The 22874-nt window shown below is 35.5% G+C and carries 19 protein-coding genes and 3 pseudogenes; 15 read left to right on the top strand and 7 right to left on the bottom strand.

Annotated features, from left to right (window positions below; genetic code table 11):
• Positions 1 to 134 (bottom strand): annotated as a pseudogene (locus tag CAN34_RS05430) (IS5/IS1182 family transposase); the annotation flags it as partial.
• 617 nt (positions 135 to 751) lie between these two features.
• On the opposite strand from CAN34_RS05430, the pseudogene CAN34_RS05425 reads away from it, so the two are divergent.
• Together CAN34_RS05425 and CAN34_RS05420 are read left to right on the top strand one after the other, a co-directional pair.
• Positions 752 to 916 (top strand): annotated as a pseudogene (locus tag CAN34_RS05425) (IS1595 family transposase); the annotation flags it as partial.
• 238 nt (positions 917 to 1154) lie between these two features.
• Positions 1155 to 7538: a hypothetical protein gene (locus CAN34_RS05420; RefSeq protein WP_089554779.1), complete on the top strand. Its 6384-nt coding sequence runs from the start codon at positions 1155 to 1157 to the stop codon at positions 7536 to 7538.
• 194 nt (positions 7539 to 7732) lie between these two features.
• Here the strand turns inward: CAN34_RS05420 and CAN34_RS14665 are convergent, their stop codons facing one another.
• Positions 7733 to 7897 (bottom strand): helix-turn-helix domain-containing protein, encoded by a 165-nt coding sequence (locus CAN34_RS14665; protein WP_368039467.1) that lies wholly within the window; start codon positions 7895 to 7897, stop codon positions 7733 to 7735.
• A gap of 371 nt (positions 7898 to 8268) precedes the next feature.
• On the opposite strand from CAN34_RS14665, the pseudogene CAN34_RS05410 reads away from it, so the two are divergent.
• Positions 8269 to 8883 (top strand): annotated as a pseudogene (locus CAN34_RS05410) (transposase); the annotation flags it as partial.
• Between the two features lie 281 nt (positions 8884 to 9164).
• On the opposite strand, the gene CAN34_RS05405 reads toward CAN34_RS05410, so the two are convergent.
• A complete protein-coding gene (locus tag CAN34_RS05405) occupies positions 9165 to 9881 on the bottom strand; it encodes a DNA polymerase III subunit epsilon (RefSeq protein ID WP_089554777.1) in 717 nt (238 codons plus the stop codon).
• A 455-nt stretch (positions 9882 to 10336) separates the two neighbouring features.
• Between CAN34_RS05405 and CAN34_RS05400 the strand changes: the two genes are divergently transcribed.
• From CAN34_RS05400 to CAN34_RS05350, 11 genes are all read left to right on the top strand, one after another.
• A complete protein-coding gene (locus tag CAN34_RS05400) occupies positions 10337 to 10726 on the top strand; it encodes a hypothetical protein (protein WP_089554776.1) in 390 nt (129 codons plus the stop codon).
• 215 nt (positions 10727 to 10941) lie between these two features.
• On the top strand, positions 10942 to 11706 hold the full coding sequence (locus CAN34_RS05395; protein WP_089554775.1) for a hypothetical protein: 765 nt from the start codon (positions 10942 to 10944) through the stop codon (positions 11704 to 11706).
• Between the two features lie 37 nt (positions 11707 to 11743).
• On the top strand, positions 11744 to 12424 hold the full coding sequence (locus CAN34_RS05390; protein WP_089554774.1) for a hypothetical protein: 681 nt from the start codon (positions 11744 to 11746) through the stop codon (positions 12422 to 12424).
• Between the two features lie 83 nt (positions 12425 to 12507).
• Entirely contained in the window at positions 12508 to 12981 is a 474-nt protein-coding gene (locus CAN34_RS05385) for a hypothetical protein (protein WP_089554773.1), read from the top strand.
• A 575-nt stretch (positions 12982 to 13556) separates the two neighbouring features.
• Positions 13557 to 14270, top strand: a complete 714-nt coding sequence (locus tag CAN34_RS05380) for a thermonuclease family protein (RefSeq protein ID WP_089554772.1) — start codon at positions 13557 to 13559, stop codon at positions 14268 to 14270.
• A gap of 126 nt (positions 14271 to 14396) precedes the next feature.
• Positions 14397 to 15119 (top strand): thermonuclease family protein, encoded by a 723-nt coding sequence (locus tag CAN34_RS05375; RefSeq protein ID WP_089554771.1) that lies wholly within the window; start codon positions 14397 to 14399, stop codon positions 15117 to 15119.
• Positions 15120 to 15136: 17 nt separating this feature from the next.
• The gene (locus tag CAN34_RS14660; RefSeq protein ID WP_089554781.1) at positions 15137 to 15292 is read left to right on the top strand and encodes a 3'-5' exonuclease; all 156 of its coding nucleotides are present in this window, start codon (positions 15137 to 15139) and stop codon (positions 15290 to 15292) included.
• Between the two features lie 10 nt (positions 15293 to 15302).
• Entirely contained in the window at positions 15303 to 16502 is a 1200-nt protein-coding gene (locus CAN34_RS05365; protein ID WP_089554770.1) for a competence protein CoiA, read from the top strand.
• 80 nt (positions 16503 to 16582) lie between these two features.
• Positions 16583 to 16999 (top strand): hypothetical protein, encoded by a 417-nt coding sequence (locus CAN34_RS05360; RefSeq protein ID WP_089554769.1) that lies wholly within the window; start codon positions 16583 to 16585, stop codon positions 16997 to 16999.
• 26 nt (positions 17000 to 17025) lie between these two features.
• Positions 17026 to 17490, top strand: a complete 465-nt coding sequence (locus CAN34_RS05355; RefSeq protein WP_089554768.1) for a hypothetical protein — start codon at positions 17026 to 17028, stop codon at positions 17488 to 17490.
• Between the two features lie 257 nt (positions 17491 to 17747).
• Complete coding sequence (locus CAN34_RS05350; protein WP_089554767.1) at positions 17748 to 18953, top strand: hypothetical protein; 1206 nt, start codon at positions 17748 to 17750, stop codon at positions 18951 to 18953.
• 25 nt (positions 18954 to 18978) lie between these two features.
• Here CAN34_RS05350 and CAN34_RS05345 read toward each other — a convergent pair whose 3' ends face one another.
• The 4 genes from CAN34_RS05345 to CAN34_RS05330 all read right to left on the bottom strand — a co-directional run bounded on the left by CAN34_RS05345 (position 18979) and on the right by CAN34_RS05330 (position 22383).
• Positions 18979 to 19887, bottom strand: coding sequence for a viperin family antiviral radical SAM protein (locus tag CAN34_RS05345; RefSeq protein ID WP_089554766.1), 909 nt, complete (start codon positions 19885 to 19887; stop codon positions 18979 to 18981).
• 494 nt (positions 19888 to 20381) lie between these two features.
• Positions 20382 to 20825 carry a single-stranded DNA-binding protein gene (gene ssb / locus CAN34_RS05340; protein ID WP_089554765.1) on the bottom strand — a complete coding sequence of 148 codons (444 nt, stop codon included), beginning with the start codon at positions 20823 to 20825 and terminating at the stop codon, positions 20382 to 20384.
• Positions 20826 to 20888: 63 nt separating this feature from the next.
• Positions 20889 to 21488, bottom strand: coding sequence for a class I SAM-dependent methyltransferase (locus tag CAN34_RS05335; RefSeq protein ID WP_089554764.1), 600 nt, complete (start codon positions 21486 to 21488; stop codon positions 20889 to 20891).
• A 574-nt stretch (positions 21489 to 22062) separates the two neighbouring features.
• Positions 22063 to 22383, bottom strand: coding sequence for a hypothetical protein (locus CAN34_RS05330; protein ID WP_089554763.1), 321 nt, complete (start codon positions 22381 to 22383; stop codon positions 22063 to 22065).
• A gap of 250 nt (positions 22384 to 22633) precedes the next feature.
• On the opposite strand from CAN34_RS05330, the gene CAN34_RS05325 reads away from it, so the two are divergent.
• Positions 22634 to 22852 (top strand): helix-turn-helix transcriptional regulator, encoded by a 219-nt coding sequence (locus CAN34_RS05325; RefSeq protein WP_089554762.1) that lies wholly within the window; start codon positions 22634 to 22636, stop codon positions 22850 to 22852.
• The last annotated feature ends 22 nt before the right edge of the window (positions 22853 to 22874 follow it).

Here is a 22874-nt window from a genome sequence, read left to right as displayed (position 1 = left end):
GGACAACCAACGCGCATTCGATAAAGTATACCTTCAACTGTTTGTCTTAGATTTCCTTTGTCATAAATATTCAGTTCTAGTAAGATAGGTCTTAGTCTAGTCCAGTGTTCATCTTTGAGCATGGTACGAGGCATAGCGAACGTGATCTTTTGGTGTGAGAACTTAAAGACTAGACGTTCGCTATCTTTTTTGCCAACACTTTATCGCCAATGTTCAACACGGCCTAATTATAGACTACCTAATTTTTTATCTTACTGTTTTCAGGTTATACCTTTTAAAACTAAATTTTATTTTTATATTGTATACGCTTAAGAGCTGGTAAGGAGCTGCCGCTAGAGGATTTGTTAAATCTATCAGTTCTATAATTATATTGATTCGTGGAATCTAGTTCACTATTATAAATATTAACTAAGCATATACCTTATATGCAAATTTAAACGCAATGACAATAATTAACAAATAATATATAGATGGTTAAAGGTCTATGGCATGTCCTCAATTCAAGCGATCATATCTAAATGAGTTAAAAATGATTAAATTTTGCCAAACATCGTTAAATAGCTAGGTAGTATCCCGATATTATCTGCGCTATTTTCCTTGTTTAACTGCAATTTATCTCATTTTTATTATCATTTTTGAAATGAGGACACGCCCTAGTATCCGCAACAGTATAAATTATATCAAGGAATGAGTGATGATAATTAGTAATAATTGCCCTAAATGTAAGTCTGAAAATACCCTCTGGCTTGACAATGTTATTGAAAACTTTTGGAATCATTCTAAACGAACACTCAGAAAATATAATGGGATTGATAAGAAGCATTTCCATTTGTTTTTAAAAGAGTGCGAGTTTAGATTCAACTATGGATCACCGTCTCATCAGCTTAAAACGCTGAGAAAATGGTGTGATATTTAGTCCTTATCTACTACAGCCCCTTTATTTTAGCTTGTAATGACGCTCTATTTTTTAGAAAAAATAGAGCGTGTATTATTGAGTAAAATTTAATTATAAATATAAATGAGTCTATCTAAAATGCAAACCTACCTATGCCTAGGTGTGAGCCTTAGCACGAATTACTAATTCACATTTTAAAACCTATCTAAAGCAACTATTTCTTTATTAAAATACTCATAGAATTCAGGGTTAAACTACAATGAATGATAAAAACTGTCCTAAATGTCAATCTGAAAAGATACTTTGGCTTGCTGAACCTAAGGTCTTTATCTGTACTTTATGTGTAAATCAGTGGTCAGACGTAAAGGTGTTAACGGAGCAATTGTTTTGTAAAGCCCTTAGTGAGTCTGATGATTGGCAATGGACTGTACTAAATGAATATCCTGCTCCAATAGCACACGAATATAAGCAATTGCAAAAGGTGCTTAAACAGGGTCAGTTTGTTTCTGCAATGCTTCAATTAAAGGATGTTGTAGAAGTTATAGTTAAATTCTCTGCGATTAATATGTACCAATGGTTATCTGCTCAAAATTTTATCAATGACTCAGAAGAGTTTAATATAGTTTCCACTGAGCTGTTATCAAAACCTTTGTCTCTTGGTACTTGGTTAAGCATTTTGAGGAACGTATCCTATCTAATATTATCTAATAACGATAACAGTAACTATGATGTCGGATCTAGAGTAGCTAGCTGGTTATATTCTTATCAAGAAAAACAAGAGGGCAGAAAAGAAAAATTTCAGCCAACTTCATTAACCAGCTGGCTAAATAGGATGGTCGAGTGGCGTAACAAAGAAATTGGGCATGGTGCTTTACGAATTGATTATAGTGAGCAGTTCAAAGAATTTGAAAAATTAATTAACGAGCTGCATGCCTTACTAGGTAAAGAAAACCCTTGGGGAAGGTATCAGTTGTTCTTAGTAAATGGTTCTTCTAATGCTGATAGATTACAGATGACGGGATGGGAAAGTATTAAGAAGAGACATGAATCGTTAAGCCCATTTAATGCAAGTCTTCATCGAATTGATTCTAATAAATTATTACTTGTTAATAAAGACAATCCAGAGCAAGTCATTGAATTATCCCCATTTATAGAGGCGAAAGTTTGTACATACTGTAATTTAAAAGACGTATTTATTTTTGATGGTGTCGCAAAAAACCGTTATTTTTGTATTGATTATTTATCAGGGCATCGGTTAAAGCTTGCTACTGATAAAAATAAGAATCTGATAAGAATTCTTAGTAGAAACAACTTCGTGAAGTTTGATGCCAAATCTAATGAAGAACAAACAGTCGATCAAGACTCAATAAGTGAGTCTTTACTAAATGTATTTGAAATGAAGTCGTTAGAATTAGAAGCTAACTACACACCACCTATTTACTTGAATAATTTAATTAGTGATTATTTAAATGATGATGCATATGATAGTGGCTTGTTTTGGTTGCAAGCACCTGCACATATGGGTAAAAGTACATTCATTAAGGGATTGAACGATAAAAGCTTAGGTGGGAAATTTATAATACTTCGTTTTCATATAAGTAGAGAATACCGTTATTTCGCTCATCATTTCACTGAACATTTATATATAGAGTTACAGAAAGAGCTAGCTAAAAGAAGTGGTAATAAGCCACTACCTAGAATTGATTTACAAGATATTAGCAATACACCTGATAATATGCTAGTTAATTGGGTTAATGAGATTTGGGATTGTAGACCGCAGAAGCTACAGAATCATACGCTAATCATTGCAATTGATGGACTTGACGAAGTAGGTAGGCCCAAAGAAGATGATTTTACAAAGCTGAGTATTGTAGATCTATTACCTACAAAGAATTCTAATAAACTCAACAATAATATATATATCGTTTTAACCTCTCGACCAATCAAAGATTGCCCTTACTGGATGCAAGGATATTTGAAGCAAAAATTATCAGATAATACTTATCAAGTTATTATTAATAAAGATGATAAAGGTTATTTATCGGTATTAAGAGACCATTTCAATAGCAACCTGAAGAAATTATTGAAGGATGTTCCAAAAAAGTATCATAATGATATATTTGAAATGTTATTAGATAAATCAGACGCCTTGTTTCTATATTTTAGTATGTTAATTGAGCAGATAAGCTCTCAACAACTCTCACTAGCAGATCTGGATAAATTGCCTTATGGTAAAGAATTATATGGATACTTTATAGATAAACTAGAATACGTCTTAGGGGAAAACAGCAAAGGGTTTTTAGCTATTAAAGATATTATTACCTTGCTAACTGCTTGCGAGCAGGCTTTTTATACTGATATTAGTATACAGACAGAAGCAATGCAAATCGATGGAGAATCAATTGATTTGGGGTACTCGCCATCATGGCAGGGGATAGATGCGAGTACATTGGCAGGGCTTTTAAACGAAGCACATGGAGCATATTCTAGTCAATTCATTTTTTCATTGTTTACTATAAAGAGCTTGATGAGAGTCGAGCGTAGTAGTGAACAAGCCAAATATAAAATAGGCTTAAAAGAATTGAACTCCTATATCAATAAAAGATGGAAAGGTGCTGTTAAGGAGTGGCATAAGCGTCTTAGTATCCATTTTTATGAACCTTGGATAGATGCGTATGACTATGATTATTTAAATGGATATATTGTTAAAAATGATGGTAATCGAATAGCTATTGACCTTGAGGATAATTCTATTCCAGACATTAATTACCTAAATAGATATGCTTTGAGCCATGCAAAAATTGCTAGTGAAGCAGGTATATTTTTTGATACTAACTACTATAATAAAATTATAGAGAGTAACTCAATACGTAGTTTTTTCCATCATAACTACTTGATAAATGAATTAGATCTATTTGCTAGACGTGCTTTATCCTGGCTAAATATGGAGATTTTCTGTCAGGAAAATACACAAAGTGTTAAGAATAAGTTGAAATGCTACCAATCAGATAATCTGAAATATCAAGTCAATGAAGTCTGGACCAAGTTAGCTACTAATTATTTAAACCGTGGAGACTTATTATCTTACATGGAACATGAAGACTATGCGCAACTTAATTATAACCAGACAGCAATATTAAGTAGAGCGGATATAGTCAGTAGTTACGATAATAAAGTAATACTTTTACTAGAAAGCCTATCAAGAAGTAATAAATTTTCTAAATTGAATGGTCCTTTAATTGATGGCAGCTACAATGATGAGCTAACAGAAGCAAAGTTATTACTAATAGAGTGTTTAGAGTATCTAGACTCTATGAAATTACACGCGGAAGCTTATAACTCGAAAAATCTAATGCAGGTACATGATAGTTTGCAATGGAAAATTGAGCTAATGGGAGCTAAAGTACTGAGCCAGGAAATTAAGCTTTCAGAAAGTGACAGATATTACAGCTTATATCAAGGGGATAGCATAGGTGAATTATGTGAAACTCAATCAGTTTATGAGGTGTATAGAAAGTCAATTACTTATAATAAAAATTTAAAATATGAGCTAGTAAACCAGTATTTAAAATTATCTGATTGTAACGGGATTGGAGAAAAGACTTTTTATGATATGAATAGTGCAGTAGTTATATTACGTGAGATTATAGGAAGTTATAAAGATACCTCACCACTAAAGTATCAATATTCTTTAGCTCAAACCTTGCGAAGTAGATTAAGCCATTATTTCCTAGACCATTCTGACAACTCTAAAATTACTAAGGATACTATAGAGCAAAAAGATATTTTAGAGAGTATAAAGAATAAGTTGGAATCAAAAAATGAATATGTACCAAAGCTACTAGAAGATAGTTTATTAAAAACTTATGAAGATATAAGGTCAATTCATGATGTGACATCTGCAACTACCAATTATGTAAGTCAGAATTATGGTGTTAAATATGATTCGTATGAAACTGATGTAAAACCAGCTCTTGAAAGCATAGGTAGTCTCATAAATATTAAGCTTATGGAGAAAGAGAGATTAATTGAAAAATATATAAATGATGATAGGGATAGCTCTAGATATTCACTTATGAAGTGGTACGGTTCTTATCTAGATCTTTTAGGAGAAAAGCTAAGCATACTTACATCAAAAAGAATATTAGATGAGGAAGTAAAAGAAGCTAGTTATATAGTAGATACGATTAATGAGATATTTCAAAGAGAGATTTTATTTAAAAGAGATTTATTTTCATTACAAAGATTACTTATTGAAAATAAAGAGGGTATGGGAGGAAATGAATTTTTAAATATAGATATCAATTTTATTAATAAAGTATTATCACTCTATATTGAATGTGCATCAGTTTACTTAAGAGATGATAAAAATAAAAAAGCTGAATTTATTATTAGTTTGGTAGATTGTTTTTATGAACCACTTATTTTGGAGGAGAGAAATAGATATGTTGCTTTCAAGCTAGATGGTTTTAATGATCAATCCGACGAGGAATTTTTTAAGTGGCGTGATGCATATTCTCAGTGTATTAGTGGATTAAATTACTATGATGATGATCTTGATATAGAGTATAAGGGAGATCGAGTAATTTTTACATATATGTCTAAAGTTCAGAATGTTCTAAACTCAATACTCTATGATAAGATTGGTTTATTAGATGTTTTGAAGAAAGATAAACCTTTATTGAATTTCTCCAGATATTTTCATAGTAATGTTTTAAATATACGTATGAATGTTAGATATATGTTTGACTGTAGGCAAGATGAATATGGTAGCTTGGAAGGTATTTCTGATTTAAAGGTGCTAATAAGCAATATAAATTATTTAATTGAAAAAGAACCTGAGGCTGTTGAGAAAGTTAGTATTCTATGCAGTTGTTATTATGTTTATACGAGTATTGTATATTTCTATAAAGATATACACGATATAGATTCCGCAATTGAATACTCAGTTCTTTTTATAGAGAGATTAAAGGAATTTGAGTTATTATTGGAAGGATATGAAAATAATAAAACTGTAAGTGCTAGTCGAATTTCTATTTTAGAAATAAAGCAAAAAATGTTGTTGGTTAAGGCTGGTTTATATACACAGAATTTAGAAAAAGAGAGTGCGCTAAATAGTTACAATGAATTTATTTGTATATATGAAGGTTTTCTTAGAAATCCGCCAGTAATCTTAGGTAGGTTTCAGTCAGATTTTTATAAAAGATATGGTTTAAGGTATTTAAAAGAAATCGACAAAGCTCTTAACGTTTCTATTGAATTACAAGAAAGTTTGAATAGTCCTGTATTAGCATCTAAAGCTTATACAGAAATAAAGTTATTTCAACTTAATTATTTAATTGAAGGTAGGTACAGTAGGGATAGAGTAGTTAGCTTCAGAACTGAAGCAAAAGGAATTATGCCCCGGCTATATCACCTACAGTACTGGGAAAGAGTTTTGTTCGAGAGTAAAATTAGAAACGATATAAAATTAGCAGAACAAAAGGACTATCTGACTAAGAGTTACTTTGCTTATATTAGTGATTTAGACGGTTCAAATTGGTGGTTTAATATAGCAACTAAAAGTGCTTCTTACGTAGAGCTAGATAACTATGACTATTGTCAATATATAGATATCCTAACTAATAGAGCCCAGACAATATCTTATACGGATACTGTATTAGCTATTGAAGAGTATAGTAAGGCCATTGATGTATGCTGTAACTATCTGGATCGAAAGAATGCTTGTATATTAATTAATATTAAATCTAGGATAGCTGTCCTCTTTTTCTGTAGAGCAACTGCTTATGAGTCTCTTGGAGACAAAGTTAATTTAGAATTAGGTTTAGTAGATTATTCAGAATCGATAGCACAGCTTGAATATTTAAGAGTCTATAGAGTAGATAAAAGAGGCTATGGTGAGTCAAATGATTTAAATCAATTCTTATTAAGAGTTTATTTTAGTAGAGCCATGCTTCACAATAAAGTTCGAAAAAAGAATTTGGCTCAACAGGATTTTGAAAGTGTGACCTCGCTACATTATCAGTTATATTTTAGTAAGATTATTTATATTGAACATCAAATAGACTGGTTCTTACAAGGAATGATTTTTGTAAATGATGATGGTACTGGTTTTTATGATTCTAAGAATATTGAAATGAGTAATATTAAAAATCCTATAGAATTATTTCTATATCCTATCTACGAAAATGATGCGACTTTATATGAAGTCTTAGAGAATAAGTTCAAATTTTCTCAGAATACTTTAGTCGAAATAAGAAATAATAACGATTATACATTTGTTTCTAATATGCTACATTCACTAGGCAATGCATTTGTAATTTGTGCAATTAAAAGTAACCGTCGTCATTTAGATCTATTGCTTTTAATACTTGATAAAGTCGAAAATGTTTATGAAGAAATAAAAATACTAAATAATATCGATCCTGTTAGAAGTGCTTCTGAAATTCTTGAAACAGACGTAATTAAAGCTGGGTTTTTATTAGAAAAAAATGGAACTAACTCCAACCAAGCTTATTCATACTATAAGATCGCTCAAAGAATTCATTTACAAGCAATTGAAATTATGCGTGATCATAGTTATGTTTATCCAGAGCTATGGGATTATGATCTTAGAATTTCCACTCAATTAGCTAGCTTATAACTAATGAACCGCCTCGGGATTATCGGAGACTTAAGTTATTAGATAATTTATTTATAAACTTAATATTTATATGACTGTATTAATAATGCTGGAGTACTTTATATAAATCATTTACCGATAATAGTCTGAGATATATTGCACCAGGTTTAGGCTTGATATCTCCAAGATAAAAACCGTCACTTAAAAAACTGCCGTCACTTACTACTTTGACTGGCTTTACTCAGTCGATAGTCGAGCTTGGCTCGACTAATATTAAGCAGTCGAGCAGCTTTAGGAACATTGCCATCGCATTTACTTAGAGCTGCTTGAGTGATTTTGTCATTAAAGTGTTCTAGATCAAACCTCGATATTAACAACATCATCTGAGAAAAGTGAATTTCATAACTCAGCCTTCTACGCTTTATAAACAATAGTATGTAGGGGTTTTTCGACTCATCAGAGTAAAATAAATCCATGGCATATGAAGATGTTATTGATATTTTGTACACCATAGTATTAGGGGGGGGTGTCACCTAATAAGTTATAGTCTAAATTAATATTGGGTCTACTCTAGCATTGAATTATTCTTCGCTATTGATATTAATTTCAAAAATATCCCTTAATAAAAATAAACAGCAATTAAAAATTCTTTAAAATTATAACCTCCTAAGTTAATGAGCTATGCTGAAGAAACCGTAGAGATAAACTTGGTAAACTAGCGACTCGACAAGGAGTTTACTATGACAAGAAAATCAGAACTCATAGCACAGAATTCAAAGCAGAAGCCGTCAAGAAGATAGCGGACAATAATGGCAATATCTCAGCGACCGCAAAGCAGCTTGGTATCGCCATGTAGACCTTATCTAATTGGCACAATAAAGCCAATCAAGGCAAACTTGCAGGAACAGCTCAATATGATCCTGAACTCATATCGGTGATCGAAGAAAACAAGCGTCTTAAACGGCAGCTCAAGATGGCTGAAGAGGAACGAGAGATCCTAAAAAAGGCGACGGCGTACTTCGCAAAGCACAGCTAATCAAGTACGCCTTTATCAAAGATAACCAGCTCTTCTTTAGCATCACCACTATGTGCCACGTGCTTAATGTTAAGCCATCAAGCTATTATGACTGGATAAATCGTGACATTAGTGAGCAGCAGGTACACCGTAATCATTGCGAGCTACTGGTTAAAGCCGCTCACATTGAAAAGTAAAGAACGTTATGGTTATGATCGACTGCATGCAAAGCTGACAGAGCAAGGGTTTGATATTAGCTTATACATGGTGAGACGTACCTTTGATGAACATGGTATCAAATGCCGTCGTCATAAGCGCTTCAGAGTGACAACCGACTCTGATCACAACAAACCCCGATATTAATAGCGTCACCTAAGAAAAGTAAGTTTCATTCTCCAGCCCTCTACACTATATAAATAATAGCATATAGAGCTTTTATAACTTATCAGAGTAAGATTGATTCATGGCATATGCAGATATTAACGATATTTTAAACACCATAATATGAGGGGTTTATTACCTAATAAGTTATAGTTTTAATAAGAACTTGATCTACTTGAGCGTTAAATATTTCTAGTATCTATCTCAATTTTGAGCATAGCTCGACTATAAAACTGACGACATCAGTGTATTTATACAGATTCTAATGCTTGCTGGCATGCTTGAGCCAAATAAGGGTCAACACTGTCCTGTTTAAGCAGCCATTTAAGATAGCCAGCACCCTCAGAACTAGTGGCTAAATCTGCAATAGCCTCACCTTTATGTTTACCAAAGCTTAAATGCGTGGGTATACGTGCCATTTCACTAAATTCATATAAGCTTTCCACATCACTTATCTCATGACCTTGGCTATTCGCTAAATCAATCAGACTACCAAGCACCAGCTCAGTGAAGTAAATATCAGCAATAGCAGCATGAGCATCCCTTGCTTGAGCACGGGCTATATCACGGTGAAAGTGATAGAGGAGGGATACTAGCTTATGGCTCTCAAGCGTAGGAAGCAGGTAGTTAGCCATTGCATTGGTACATATCAGATTGGGACTATGAGTAACGCCAGCATTTTTCAGAACGGCCATATCAAAAACAATATTGTGACCAATCAAGTACTCAACACTACTAGGTAGTCGAAAGTCTGTGTGAGGTGGCTCATCTGCCACATCCTCATCACAGATATGTGATATTGCCATAGAGCCCAAGCTGATTTCTTTTAGAGGGTTGAAGCGCTTGGCTCTCGGCTCCTGCAACACAATTATATTACCATCGCTGATATCAACAATAGAGTAGGCGGCCTCAGTCATGTGCGGTTCAACAAGCCCTGTGGTTTCAGTATCGAGTATGTATGTGGTCATAATTGGCCTTGATAGATATGAGGAGCTTAGCAGTCTGATATAAGTAGTTCCATTATATCAGTCTATTTTGAGTGGTCTATTAATTGATTAACAGGATCTGTTTAGCTAGTTCTACTGGGATGTACATCAAATGGGTGGCAATCCTCCTAACAATAAGATACCTATCAAAGAAAGTTTAATACACCCCAATTGCAAGCTTGTCATTTATTTAATGATTTTTTTATGAATTATGATAGAACATGGTAGATGCTAACATATTAGACCTCTTGCATAAGTCATCGCTAGCGCCTGTAGCTTCGTCAGTTTAAGTCAATGAACTGGTACTTTTGCAAGAGGTCTATTAAGCTTATATATCACTCAGTACTTTTAATTAAGTTTATGTAACAAGATAAAACATTTGTGTTATATTAATAAAATAATAAGGATTTGTAAAAACGTCAATTATTGGAGCGGTAATGAAACCTACTTATTTTTTATCTTTAGCTTTTTTAACCCTGTCATCTCTTGTATCTACTAGCGCACTAGCTGCCCCTGGTTTTTCAAATGGTATTAATGTTTATACCAGTCAAGACGGTGGTGTGTATAGCACTAGTTGGACTGCATATCCTATGACAATAGAAGGGTATACGGGTGCTAACCTTAAAAAGCCAGACAATCTGTTGATTGCTTTAACAGCTGATGGTAAAACAAGTAGTTTTAGAGGGGTTCTAAGCATTACTTGTTCAAGCCCAATAAATTCAACCATAGTAAGTGATGCAGATTATAAAAGCTTAAAAGAAGCAATGGCTGATTACACAATACCTCGCCCTGTAGTGAACAACCTCTTTGCCAAATTCTGTAAATAGCGATTACCATTTTATTAAGTCATTAAGAGTTGCCCATATAAACAATGGGCGACTTTTTTGTTTGTCTAGAAGATCCACATATTTATGAATTTAAAGCTGCAAAAGTGCTCAGTACATTAATGAAGATTTATTCGTACCCATTACCCTTTGCTAAAGACTAATTCTTCTTCCTATAATTCTTCCACTCATTTTCTAACAATATTAAGAGCGTAACTATGAAATCAGGTCATGTTTTATCGTTGGTTGCTATAAGCAGTATTATTGCGTTATCTGGCTGTGCGGACAATAACAAAGTAGAAGCTACTCAAGAAGCTGCTACTGAAGATTCAGCTGTTGCCGAAGTGGCTGCGGTAGAGCCAGTAGTTGCTGAAGAGGTCGTTGTTATTGAAGAAGTGGTTGTCGAAGAAGTGGTTGTCGAAGAAGAAAACCCGCCCAGATTTGCTAAGGTTGCTGATTATCTTGCTTTAAAGCCTAATGCTGATTGGCAGTGGGAAACGCTGGCTGAAATACCTGGTGTACGAGAATGGCGAAATAAGATCCCTACTTTAGATGGAGGTACCAACTATTCCATCATTGGTGATTTAGATGATCATAGCCATGTTGCAGCTTATGGTACTAAAACAAAACCAGGCTTAGTTAATATTAGTTCTGGTCAGGGCGTAGCAGAAGATGAAACAACAAGTGCCGTTTATAAGCTTGAAGATCTATTTAGAGAAAAAGAATTAACGCGTGTGGAATCTAATTGTGATACAGACGAAGACTTTCCTTTTTCCCAGCATTTTTACAAATGGCAAAAAGAAGGCTATCAGCCCCTTTATGTCCTAGCAATGACAGAAGAAGGAAATTCTGGTACATCCAAAGATTTTGGTATCGCTAAAAGCTTTGAAGAGTTTTATAAACCTGAAAACAGAGATATGTATCCTAATTTAATAGTTTCTGATGATGATGGTAATGAAATAACTTGTACTTTTAACCTCTAATATTTATTCAGTATTTTAAACACTAATGGACTAAATTATGAAATCGAATCATGTGTTGTCATTGGTTGCTATTAGCAGCCTTATTGCTCTATCAGGCTGTGCTGAGAGTCAAACAATGGGCACAACAGTAGTAAAAAGTGTTGGTTCTTTGGTAAATGAAGTAGTGACAGGTACGATAGCCGGCGTACAACAAGGCTTAGGTGGCTCTCCTGTAGATACTAAAAAAGTAGTCATAAGTACTCCTAAAAAATTACCAACAAGTGACATGCTTTATTTGTTTGGTGATATGGAAGGTGGATGTGTAGGTAAAAATTTATCTTTTAAAACTTTTGACCAAAGTCAGTTGTCATTAGCGGATAGTATTAAAGGGGTATCAGAAGGCTCAGGATACTTTGTTAGGCCTAGGTCACAATGGTTATCAGCATATCGCGATACGATAAAGGATGTGAAAATAAAAGAAGGAAATGAGTTCACTGCATATCATCTAATATTCAAAGACGGCATTAAATATCGAGGTCAGCCTTTAGAGGAATATGTATTTATGTTTAGACCAGAATCTTCAGGTGCAGGTGAGGCCTTAAAGTTTGCACCAACTGCCAATCTTTCTACTGTTTTGCCTAACTTTAAATCTTATAAGATGGAGTATTGGGATGAGATAATAGATATGGGTGCAACGTATAACTCTAAAAACAAAACGATTACTTGTCTTTTTGATTGAATGCTCTAATCATATTATGCGATAACGTACACAGTTCAAACCAAACCATTTCAGTAAACAACCAACGCATAAAAGGATTTAAAATGAAAAATAAATTAGTATCACTTACTGTAGCAGCAACCCTAGCACTTACTGGTGTATCAGCTTATGCTGCCCCTGCAGCAAAGCCAGCCGCTAAGCCTGCTGTGCCGCTAAAGATTGCCAGTACAGGTGATGGCGTGATCTTATACAAAGGCAAAACAGTTGTGTCGGGTGTGCTTGAAATTAACCGAGTAAACGAAGCGGGCTTCCCGCTTGAATTTACAGTTGATAAAAAGTCCAAGTCAATGATTCCTAAAGTACCGGCTCAGAGTTACGACACTCAATTTGCGCTAGATACTGATACTCCTCAAATCCTGAAGTTAAATCTTAATAAAAATAAGTGCTACCGCATTCCAATGACGATTGAGATTGACGGTTACTATAGTGATACCAGTGACTTTGGTACTGATACTGCCAACTTGATTAAAATTATCAAGAAAGGCACTCCAGTGCTAACAAGCTGTAATGTGGGATGAGAATAATGCTGGCATGCCAGCACATATTTGAAATTATTATTTGATAAATCACTATTAATTAGTTTGTATTACTAAATACCAGTATCAAAAACATGACTTGAGTAAAAAATAGGCTGCTAACGCTATGCTTCATATATAGCTAGTAGCCTATTTACTACTATTGGAACTGCATTTATGAAAATGTCCATCTATCTGAGCTGTGTTGAAAAAGTGTAGAAATAAATTTGGCAAGCTAAGCTCTGTTGGTAATCATTCAAACCCTAGCATCAACCAAGCCACCTGAGTATTTCTTAAAATAGTAAAAACCCTGTAAGGCTTGATAGTAAAAGCCTAATGGGTTCTTTATACTCAGAATCTTACCTAATTATACTCTTGATGTGCTTTATTGTTGATAATGTTATACCCCCAAACTCATGGCTTTGTCGCCTAGTAAGTAAAAGTATTATTATCAGAAAATTGCTTTTTAATAAAGAAATTTTCAGAATGCCTACATTTGGTTCAAAGCATTAAATTACCTAACCTATTAAAAAGTAGTGACTAACCCACTATATATAAATCATAAAAACGAGAATTATATGAAATCAAAAATTAAGAGTGATTTTATCAATGGTCGTAAGTTTACGTTGCTTGCATCCGTTATGTGTATCAGCTTAATCAGTACTGCTTGCACAGATAAAGAAGTAGGTGTACAAAATGTTGATGAAAACGCTACAGATACCGTATTGGTTGAGGAAGTAACAGCAGAGCCTTTAGGGGTTGAAATAGAGAAAAACTCTGACAATCTTGTTGAAACGGTTGATGAAAAATCAAGTAAAACTCAAGTTGATCCAACAACAGCAGAGTTACCAAAATCTGCCGAAGTTCTTGACGGCACTGTTAAAGAAGTATTGGTTAGTGGTATTAAAATAATTAGCGGTGACTCGTTTAGCGCAGTAGATGAAAACGGCAAACGTATAACGGTGAAGCTAACGGGCATTAAAGCGCCTAAGATAGGGGAGCCATTAGGTCAAGAAAGTGCTGATCGACTTAAAGTTTGTATTGAGATGGATACAGCATTGCTACTTGTTCAAGTTAACCATTCGACAGACAAAGAAGGTAGAACCTTAGCGGAGTTACAGTCAGGACCTATCCATTGTAATCTCTCTCAGGTAGAGGAAGGGATGGCTTTCATGTACGAAGGTGAGAATGATAATGTAAGTGATGAAATGCATCCTGTCTATAAAGATATGCATGATGAAGCGCTAGAGAATAAACGCGGTCTTTGGGCGTTGAAAGAATCCTACCTATAAAGAGACGCCTGATTAAGCGCTAGATAATAAAATGGGTGGTTGGCTGCTGTATGCAACAAATCCTGAGTAATAGTAATAATAGACGCAAATACTAGCGTTCAATGATCAATGTAAGGATTCTATTATATGAAATCAAATATCAAGAGTAATTTTAGCAATGGTCGCAAGCTGACGTTACTTGCATCCGTTATGTGTATCAGCTTAATCGGCATTGCTTGCACTGATAAAGAAGTGGTGGCATCAGACGTTGATGAGAGTACTGTCGATACAGTATTAGTAGTTGATGAAGCGCCAGAGATTATTGAGGTTATAGAAGTCGATACCAGTATCACCGATGAAGCTAATGATAAATCTAAAGTAGAGGTAGCGCCAGCCAAAGACGCAGATAAAGTCAGCGATGATGCTGGAAAAGAGTTTTTGGTTACTGATATCAAAGTGATTGATGGTGATACGTTTACAGCCAGCAGAGAAAATGGTAAGAAAATCACAGTAAGAATGGCTGGGCTAGATGCGCCTGAAATTGGGCAAGATTTGGCAGAGGAGAGCGCTGAACAATTACGCGGCTGTCTCGCAAGTGGCAATGCGCTTATAACTGTACAAGCAACCAATTCAATAGATGATAAAGGTAGAACTTTAGCAAAGGTTGAGTCTGCTGAGCTAAATTGCAATCAGCAGCAAATTGAAACAGGTATGGCTTGGATGTATGACAAGCATGATGAGGATTTAGCTTCGGAGGACTACCAGCTCTACGTATTCGCAAATAGAGATGCACTTGATAGTCAACGTGGTCTTTGGGAGAACGTCGAAGCAGAGAGACCGTGGGCATACCGTGAGCGTCTAGGTAAATAATATAGGATAATGTACTTATCCATAGTGACTTCAATGAGTCATTCTTTAATGAGGATAGTTCTGCAAAAGATACCCCTGATGAAGAGTACCGCCTATTGTATGTGGCCATGACTCGCGCTAAGAAGAAGCTATATGCTGCTAATATCGCTAAAGTAATAGAAATCATACAGTAAGGGTAACGATATGGCGTTTGTTTGCTTAAAAGATGATAAGATTATTTATAGTTTCCATTACGTCTTAAAGGACTGGATTGCTTTGAAAGAGGATAAGCACTCTTCTTTCAAAATGTCTTGTTGCAACACGCCCGCTATTCTTAAAACAAGCAAGCTTGGTACGCAATTTTTTTCTCATAAAGCCAAGCCTACCGATACGGATTGCTCAAGCGGTGGTGAAACGGCTGAGCACATGCACATCAAATATCTGGTCAGTAAAACCCTTTTCGAATGTGGTTGGGATGTGCAAGTCGAAAGACGCGGTGTATCAAGTAAGGGCGAGGAATGGATAGCGGATATCTATGCCACCAAAGGCAAGATTAAAATCGCCATCGAGGTGCAGTGGAGCCCGCAAGCTTTTATCGAAACCAAACGTCGTCAACAGGTCTATAAAGACTCAGGTGTTAGAGGCTTATGGCTGCTTAGAAGTGGCTCAATTAAAGATAGAAATGCCATTACCGGTGATTACTTGTATAAAACCAAGGATGTGCCAGTATTTTCGGTCTACAAAAACAAAAAAGAGCCTAGTAGCCCCTACAAGGTTTTTAATGTCAATCAGGAAGATACCGAAGAGGGTTTGATTTATGACCGTTTTGAGCCGATTGCGCTAGATTTAGAGGATTTCATCTCTAGGATGATGTCATCACAGATAAAGTTTTATGCAAAATACAGCCGTAGCACAGAATTGTTTTTAAAAATCATTAAGCAAAAATGTTGGGCTTGTAAGAGAAGCATGAATAGCGTAGCCGAGGTTGTTTATAGAAACACCAATTATGGGGTGCCTTATGAAGATCGTCGTTATAGCGGGCATATAACAGATTGTGACAGCGAAACCATTCATGTTATCAATAATAATCTTGCTCAGGCGTATGGGTTTGCGCCTCTAAAAAGCATGTATAGCAAAACAATGGGCGGCAGCTTCATGTCTAACTCATGCCCGCATTGTGGTGTTTTGATGGGTAACTTCTTTACCGAGCAGGCATTCATTGAGGCCCGCTACCATAACCGCGTCATACAAACAGATAGTATCAATATTTCTAGAACACCAGTTATCGTACATGGCAAAGAAATAGAAGCCGACTTTGAGCGCGGTGAGTGGGTACTACTTAATGCCTTGCCTAAAAAATCTCAGATAACCGTTAATACAGACAACCATAACGCTGGCACATAATGAGATATTTAATAAAAAGCTGTAAGGCGGGCTAATCTCGCAACCGCGCCAGCGGAGATACTGGCATTAAGGAATGAACAATGAAGCGACTGCTTTGCACCGTAATTGGCTTATGCATGTTATCACCGGCTATGGCTTATAATGAAAATGGAACGAAGATTGATAAAGCGAATAAGAGCAAAATTAATAGCTATATGCTCGATAAGTCTTGTGTGGATGTGGGTAAGACATTAACTAAAAATGGTTGGATGCCTTATCGTGATCCCAATAATTTGCCAGGGGAGTTAATAGAACCCAATCATAATCAGAAGCTATTCAAGAAGTATAAGGAATTAGAATTTTGCCGTGGTACTGGTCTTGGTGAATGCTATGGCAGATTCATCAAAGGCAAATTTAAATTATCAGTAGAGTACTATGCCGAGGGTGGCAGCGCGCTTTTTGAAGATAAGTCGTGCCGGGCATCAACCTATAAAATACAAACCGGCTCATTTGATTAAAACAAGCAAACCAAAAAGGAATTGGAATGAATAGTAAGTTAATATCATTAACTATCGCGGTAGCCCTAGCCATTACTGGTACATCTGCTTATGCAGCAAGCGAAGTCAAACCCCTGAAAATAGGGGCAACGAACAGCGATGGTATTACAAGATATAAAGGTAAAACGGTGGTATCCGGTGTCCTTGAGTACAATATGATTAATGAGGCGATGTGTCAGACCTGTTTTACAGTTGATAAAAAGTCACAGGCGATGATTCCGAAGAAAACTAAGACAAATTATCCTACTGAGTTTGCCATCGTTTCTAATAACCCGCAGCTTACAGCTTTAAAGCTTAACGATAGTAATTGCTACCTTATTCCCATGACGGTCGAAATTGACGGATACTATGCTAATAATGATGGTAGCGGCGGCTTTGATGGGGCTAATTTAATAAAAATCATTAAGAAAGGTAAACCTGCACTAACCAGCTGTCATATGGCATCAGACTAACAATTTGTCGCTGAGCGTCGATAAACTATCATGACGTATACTTGCATGAAAAATATCTGGTGGTGTTTTAAAAAGTAAGCTGGCGATAAAGGTAAATAAGAAATCTATGCTGCGTTCTCTGATCCTACAGGACTTTTAAGGCTTCAAGAATTTTTTAAATTTTAATCAGCATACTTTTTAATACACCACCATTTTAGTTACACTCATAGGTAAGCTTAAGGTTGGGTAGTAACTGCTTAGAATAAGAGATAAGAGATATGTCAGACAGAAATATTAATCTATGTGAAACTAAAGCTGAAGAGCAACGATATATTATTAGCATGCTACCGTCTCAGCTATTAATAAAGGGGATAACTGAAGGTAAAGGCTTAGTAAAGCAGATCACAAAAGGGCTGTCTAAGATACATAGAAAAAGGCAAGATCAAGTTGCAGGTATTTTTGATAACTTAGCCACTACTCAGAAAAAGGGCAGCATTATTGGAGAGGATATAAGCCTTGAAAAAGGCGAACTAATTGATAGTCCTTATGAGTCTTTATTACGGGCTTTTGGTGCTGAATCTGCTAAGAATTTACTTGAACATACCAAGATCATAGACTCATGTTTAAACCAAAAACTCGATGACCAGCTTGTTATTAACTTTAAAACCTATTTGTCTAATACATTCAATTATGAGGATGACACTCTCAACACTGACATGCCAGCAGATGAGTTCTATCTACACCTGGTTTTAAGCTTTATAGCCCATCTTGATGCTCGAATTCATCATGCTGTTTACTCAGAAGATATTGCACCGATTAGTTTGGGCTGGCTATTTATGCAAAAGCTGTATCCAGATAAGTGGCAATACGATACAAAAACTAAAAAATATAACCTAACTAATAGAAATGGCAGTCCTTTCACTTGTACTTCACGCTCATTTATACATTTTTTACTAACTGTTTTTTTCTTTCAAAAACATCAAAAGATGCCTGAAGGGTTATATGGTATTCGTAAGAAAATCGATTGGAAGACAGATGATAAAAATGGTCAGTTGCACAGTTTTTTAGATATGAAAAGTGAACGCGATAGTAAGAGAAACTGGATTAGTCTTGAAGAGTTTTATTGGCTGTTAGGTACGCAAGACTCTGCAAAAGATGAACCTAACGATGTATTAATCAACTGGCAGAAGTCATTTGTTAAGTATTTAAAAACTGAAGATATAAGTGAGCTTGGTGGGCTTCCTCCCAGTGCTGAAGGCATTGTCTGGTTTATCTATGCTTTTTTTCAAAATATATACGAGCAAACGGATAAGTATAATAAAGCGAATAAAGAAAAGAGCTGTGTTATCTATGGAGACTATTATGAGTTATGGCAGTCATTCACTAATTTTTATGAACAACACATAGATGAGCAAGCTAAGAAAGAACGTACCGAGTGGCCTGATTGTTTAAAAAAGCAAGCCACTCCAATAGCTGCGAGTTAGCAAAAAATACTCAATATATAGTCGTTCAACCTAGCTCAAACACATCAATATAATTGCTTTTATAGCGTCCATGAAATTTTTCAGGATTGAATTTTATTTCACTAAATGCCTGACGAATACCGATTTCTATGATTGGACGACTATAAATATAGCCCTTCGTAGTATTTGAGTTTTGAAAAAATTTTCCTACAGGATCAATCATGAGGTAGGAGTCAGTCATCTCGTCATTGTCTTCAGAAGAGATAATACTGTCAAACTCACTGTGACGATCTAAAAATTGAGAAAAATCGCTTTGGGATATATTGTTTTCTTCAGTAATTATTGGTAAAACTTTAAATATCTTCCATTTATCAGGATCTATTTTTTTAATAAAAGAAGACAAGTCTTCGGCTTTATTTAAATTGCTCACAACAGTATTAACCTTGATGTCAATATCTGGATTTAGCTTCTTGATAGTGTTAATGTCCTCTGAAAGTTTCATGACATCCATAGGGTTGTTTTTTTCCGATCTTCCTATTGTTAAATTTGTTTGGTTATCTAGCGAGTCAAGGCTGAAGCCAATGCTGCAAAAGTTTATGGCAATCAAATCTATCAGCTCATCGTTTAGTCGGCTGCCGTTTGTGATTGCAGATAGGTTAAAGTTTCTTTGCTTAGCATGATGAATAATCCGAGAAACCTTCCTAAAGCTTAGAAAAGTTTCACCGCCTACTAAATTTAAACGTATGCTATTGAAGTCTGTTGGATAGCTGTTGTTTAATATTTTTGGTAGTTTACTAATTTCATCTAATAAGCGAATAGTAGCTGCTTCATCATTCATAACTTCGTTTTTTTGCCTATCCCATTTGGCAAAGCAATAACTACATTTATAATTGCAAGCCTCGGTAATGTGCCAGTTTATGACCAGCTCTCTTTTAGCATTGTTTACGTTGTCCATTGGTCTTCTCAGTTTGAGGGGGTTTAAGTAATATGTTGGTTTCAGATAATTACCTATCTATCAATTCTTGATGATTACGCTAAATATCTTAAAACTTAATATCAGTTGAATCTCCCACAAAAATGCGAGTTTTTTGAAATATGTGCAATTAAGGTTTATAACATCACCATAAGTACTAAATAATGACTAAAACAACCAGAGACTAAAAAGTGAATAAGACTTTTAACTTAGCCAAAACGTAATCTTGTTGGTTTTTGGACAATGCACATAATATTGAAGGTCAAATAGCAGGATTTATTAAAGAGAGTATCTTAAAGGTTAGCACTTTGGCTCAACCGTCAGATTTAGCAAAGTCTATTAAGGCTGGCGAGAAAATCACTATAAAATCGAGCTATATTAGGAAAAATGGATTGCCTTTTGATAATTGAGACCATGATTTTTCTGCCATGGCTGTAGTGACATAGTTGAGTCATCACTACTTTATAACAAACACATCAGAACGGAATATCATCATCGATAGGACCATCTGGCATAACGTTTGGTTTTGGTAGCCATGGCTTCTGAGGTATTGGTATGACGGCTTCTGGTTTTTGCGTCTCAGTTCTGTTGCTATTACCAAGCATTTGCATGCTACTCGCATAGATTTCGGTGATGTAGCGATCTAAGCCGTTATCATCTGTCCATTTTCTAGTACGTAAACTACCTTCTATATATACTTTGCTGCCTTTATTTAGGTATTCAGCAGCAACTTCACCTAGGCGATTGAATAGCTTAATTTTGTGCCATTCTGTTGATTCTTTAGGTTGACCATTTGCATCTGTCCACTGATTTGACGTAGCGACAGAAATGTTAGTGACACGATTGCCATTAGCAAACTGATGAACATCTGGTTCAGCACCCAAATGGCCGATTATCATTACTTTGTTTACGCCTCTCATGGCTGTCTCCCTATTAGTATTTGACGATATAACGCTGTATTCAAACATTCAGATAGATATTGTTCAGCTACTAGTCCACGACATCATCGCCATACGCTGTGTGGAGGTGTGCTGATTCCAAGTCGCTTGCATAACGCGGTACATCTGGTAGGTCATATCCCAGCACTCATCATAAAAGTTCTCAGCAAAGTCTATTTCTTGACGTAATATGCGAAAGCCTGTTTGTGCATTGGCATATTTTGGACAGGTAGCAAGCAGGAAATTTTTGCCTGTGCAGGATTTCATCTGCTTTGCTAGATTTGGTAGGGTGTCTTGCACCGTCTCTATATCTATAACATTAGATAATAGATGAAAGGTCTCCACGCATTCACTATTCAACGGGATGAGTGCATTATCGAGTGTGCGCTGCTGACAATGGATAGATACTTGTATACCATATACTTTTGCTAGTCGCTCAATTAAGAGCTTAGCAATGTCTAAGCTGACTTTGGAGGGCTCGATCAGGTGTATTTCGAGTGAGCTTTGTTGTGCGACCCCTTTTTTTGTTAAATGGTCCATAAGTGCCAATGTCGCTACCCCTTGACCACAGCCATAATCTACCACGCGAATGTTTTCTTGTGCATTACTAGTGAAATCAAGCGTTTCAGATAATAGATGTTGCATACTTTGGTGATGTTGCCAGCCATAAGCAACGATATAAAATATCGCCTCCTGTTCACTGGTTAAACCCCAAGTTGCTCACATTCACCTAAGAAAAGACACGAATATTAAAAAATCATGTGAGCCAATTCTGATAGGGTTTGTAGAGGTATTTAGCTATATTGATAGTAGTAAGCAAGGTTTAGATATTGAGGGTAATTGATAACTCAATCCCCTTGATTTTAAAGGTTTCGACACTTAATTTAAACGTGATGGGTAGACCTGAGGTCGAAAACCCTAGTGAGTTTATACGCTACTAACTAGCGTATTCAGTTCTTATAAATGAAAAAGCACTACCGTAGTGCGCGCTCCTAAATTATTCAATAAATATAATGTTTGGAATACTCTTAAGAATGGTAAAGAAGTTACTTGTACGTTCAGCCAGCTAGCTTGTTTTTGGCTACGATATGAATGCGCTTAACTCATATGCTTGTAGATGATATTTTCTATAACGGCATACTAATTAAGATTCAACAGTTTCTAATGCTCAAAAATCTAAACAACGTCAAGCTGTATAGATTTTTGTGGCTTCGAGTACTTACTTACTAACAAAATCATTCCTCCACATTGCATGTTCACATACTGCACAAAACCAACTCTCTTTTGCCCGCATATAAGTAATATCAGCGGGTACTTCAATGGGACAGGCGCTCCCGCAATATTCACAACAAACATCATCTAAGCAAGCATAGCATTGGTTTATGGTTTCAAATAATACGTGTGAACTAATATTATATTTTTGACAAAGCAGATGGACATAATCTATATAGCTGATTTTATGATCATAGGCCCAATAATCCTCACAGACCCGTTTGTCCCAAGCATTTTGTGTCATGCTCCATTCAATCCTGATACCCACAACATACTCCTTTTTAATGGCAGAATGATTATGATTAGTTTCACATTTTTATAGTAACTATATCTATCGAACAAGTCGCACCCATCATGGTTAGCCAGCTATTGAGCAGCAAGATGAGTCTATGACATAATAAAGCATTAGTCAGCACAAAATAGTTTTTGACGGAAACTTAGTTATTGCCAACGAGTATTATTTTAACAGAAAAGTAGTCACTGGCAAGTATTTTTTACTTACCAATAAGGATTTTATTGTGATTTTATGTAATCTACCAGTGCTTTTAGCGGAAAGAAGGTTGCGAGTTGCAGATTTAGTAAGAATGACAGACATCAGCAAATCAACGCTTCATAGAATTTATAACGATGAGACAACTCGCATAGAATTCGATACCCTGAGTAAGTTGTGCCAGGTATTAAAAGTCACTCCAGGGGATGTTTTAAAGTATGTTCCCGATGAGAATGAAGAAAACTAAGCTTTATAGGAAGGTCGACTGC

Source organism: Psychrobacter sp. DAB_AL32B, assembly GCF_002224105.1.
Taxonomy (GTDB): domain Bacteria; phylum Pseudomonadota; class Gammaproteobacteria; order Pseudomonadales; family Moraxellaceae; genus Psychrobacter.
This window is presented reverse-complemented; position numbering and strand designations above follow the sequence as displayed.

Bases quoted from the DNA above. Each gene is read 5' to 3' on its own strand.
- CAN34_RS05420 (WP_089554779.1), top strand. From the start codon at position 1,155: ATGAATGATAAAAACTGTCCTAAATGTCAATCTGAAAAGATACTTTGG.
- CAN34_RS14665 (WP_368039467.1), bottom strand. From the start codon at position 7,897: ATGTTGTTAATATCGAGGTTTGATCTAGAACACTTTAATGACAAAATC.
- CAN34_RS05405 (WP_089554777.1), bottom strand. From the start codon at position 9,881: ATGACCACATACATACTCGATACTGAAACCACAGGGCTTGTTGAACCG.
- CAN34_RS05400 (WP_089554776.1), top strand. From the start codon at position 10,337: ATGAAACCTACTTATTTTTTATCTTTAGCTTTTTTAACCCTGTCATCT.
- CAN34_RS05395 (WP_089554775.1), top strand. From the start codon at position 10,942: ATGAAATCAGGTCATGTTTTATCGTTGGTTGCTATAAGCAGTATTATT.
- CAN34_RS05390 (WP_089554774.1), top strand. From the start codon at position 11,744: ATGAAATCGAATCATGTGTTGTCATTGGTTGCTATTAGCAGCCTTATT.
- CAN34_RS05385 (WP_089554773.1), top strand. From the start codon at position 12,508: ATGAAAAATAAATTAGTATCACTTACTGTAGCAGCAACCCTAGCACTT.
- CAN34_RS05380 (WP_089554772.1), top strand. From the start codon at position 13,557: ATGAAATCAAAAATTAAGAGTGATTTTATCAATGGTCGTAAGTTTACG.
- CAN34_RS05375 (WP_089554771.1), top strand. From the start codon at position 14,397: ATGAAATCAAATATCAAGAGTAATTTTAGCAATGGTCGCAAGCTGACG.
- CAN34_RS05365 (WP_089554770.1), top strand. From the start codon at position 15,303: ATGGCGTTTGTTTGCTTAAAAGATGATAAGATTATTTATAGTTTCCAT.
- CAN34_RS05360 (WP_089554769.1), top strand. From the start codon at position 16,583: ATGAAGCGACTGCTTTGCACCGTAATTGGCTTATGCATGTTATCACCG.
- CAN34_RS05355 (WP_089554768.1), top strand. From the start codon at position 17,026: ATGAATAGTAAGTTAATATCATTAACTATCGCGGTAGCCCTAGCCATT.
- CAN34_RS05350 (WP_089554767.1), top strand. From the start codon at position 17,748: ATGTCAGACAGAAATATTAATCTATGTGAAACTAAAGCTGAAGAGCAA.
- CAN34_RS05345 (WP_089554766.1), bottom strand. From the start codon at position 19,887: ATGGACAACGTAAACAATGCTAAAAGAGAGCTGGTCATAAACTGGCAC.
- ssb (WP_089554765.1), bottom strand. From the start codon at position 20,825: ATGAGAGGCGTAAACAAAGTAATGATAATCGGCCATTTGGGTGCTGAA.
- CAN34_RS05335 (WP_089554764.1), bottom strand. From the start codon at position 21,488: ATGCAACATCTATTATCTGAAACGCTTGATTTCACTAGTAATGCACAA.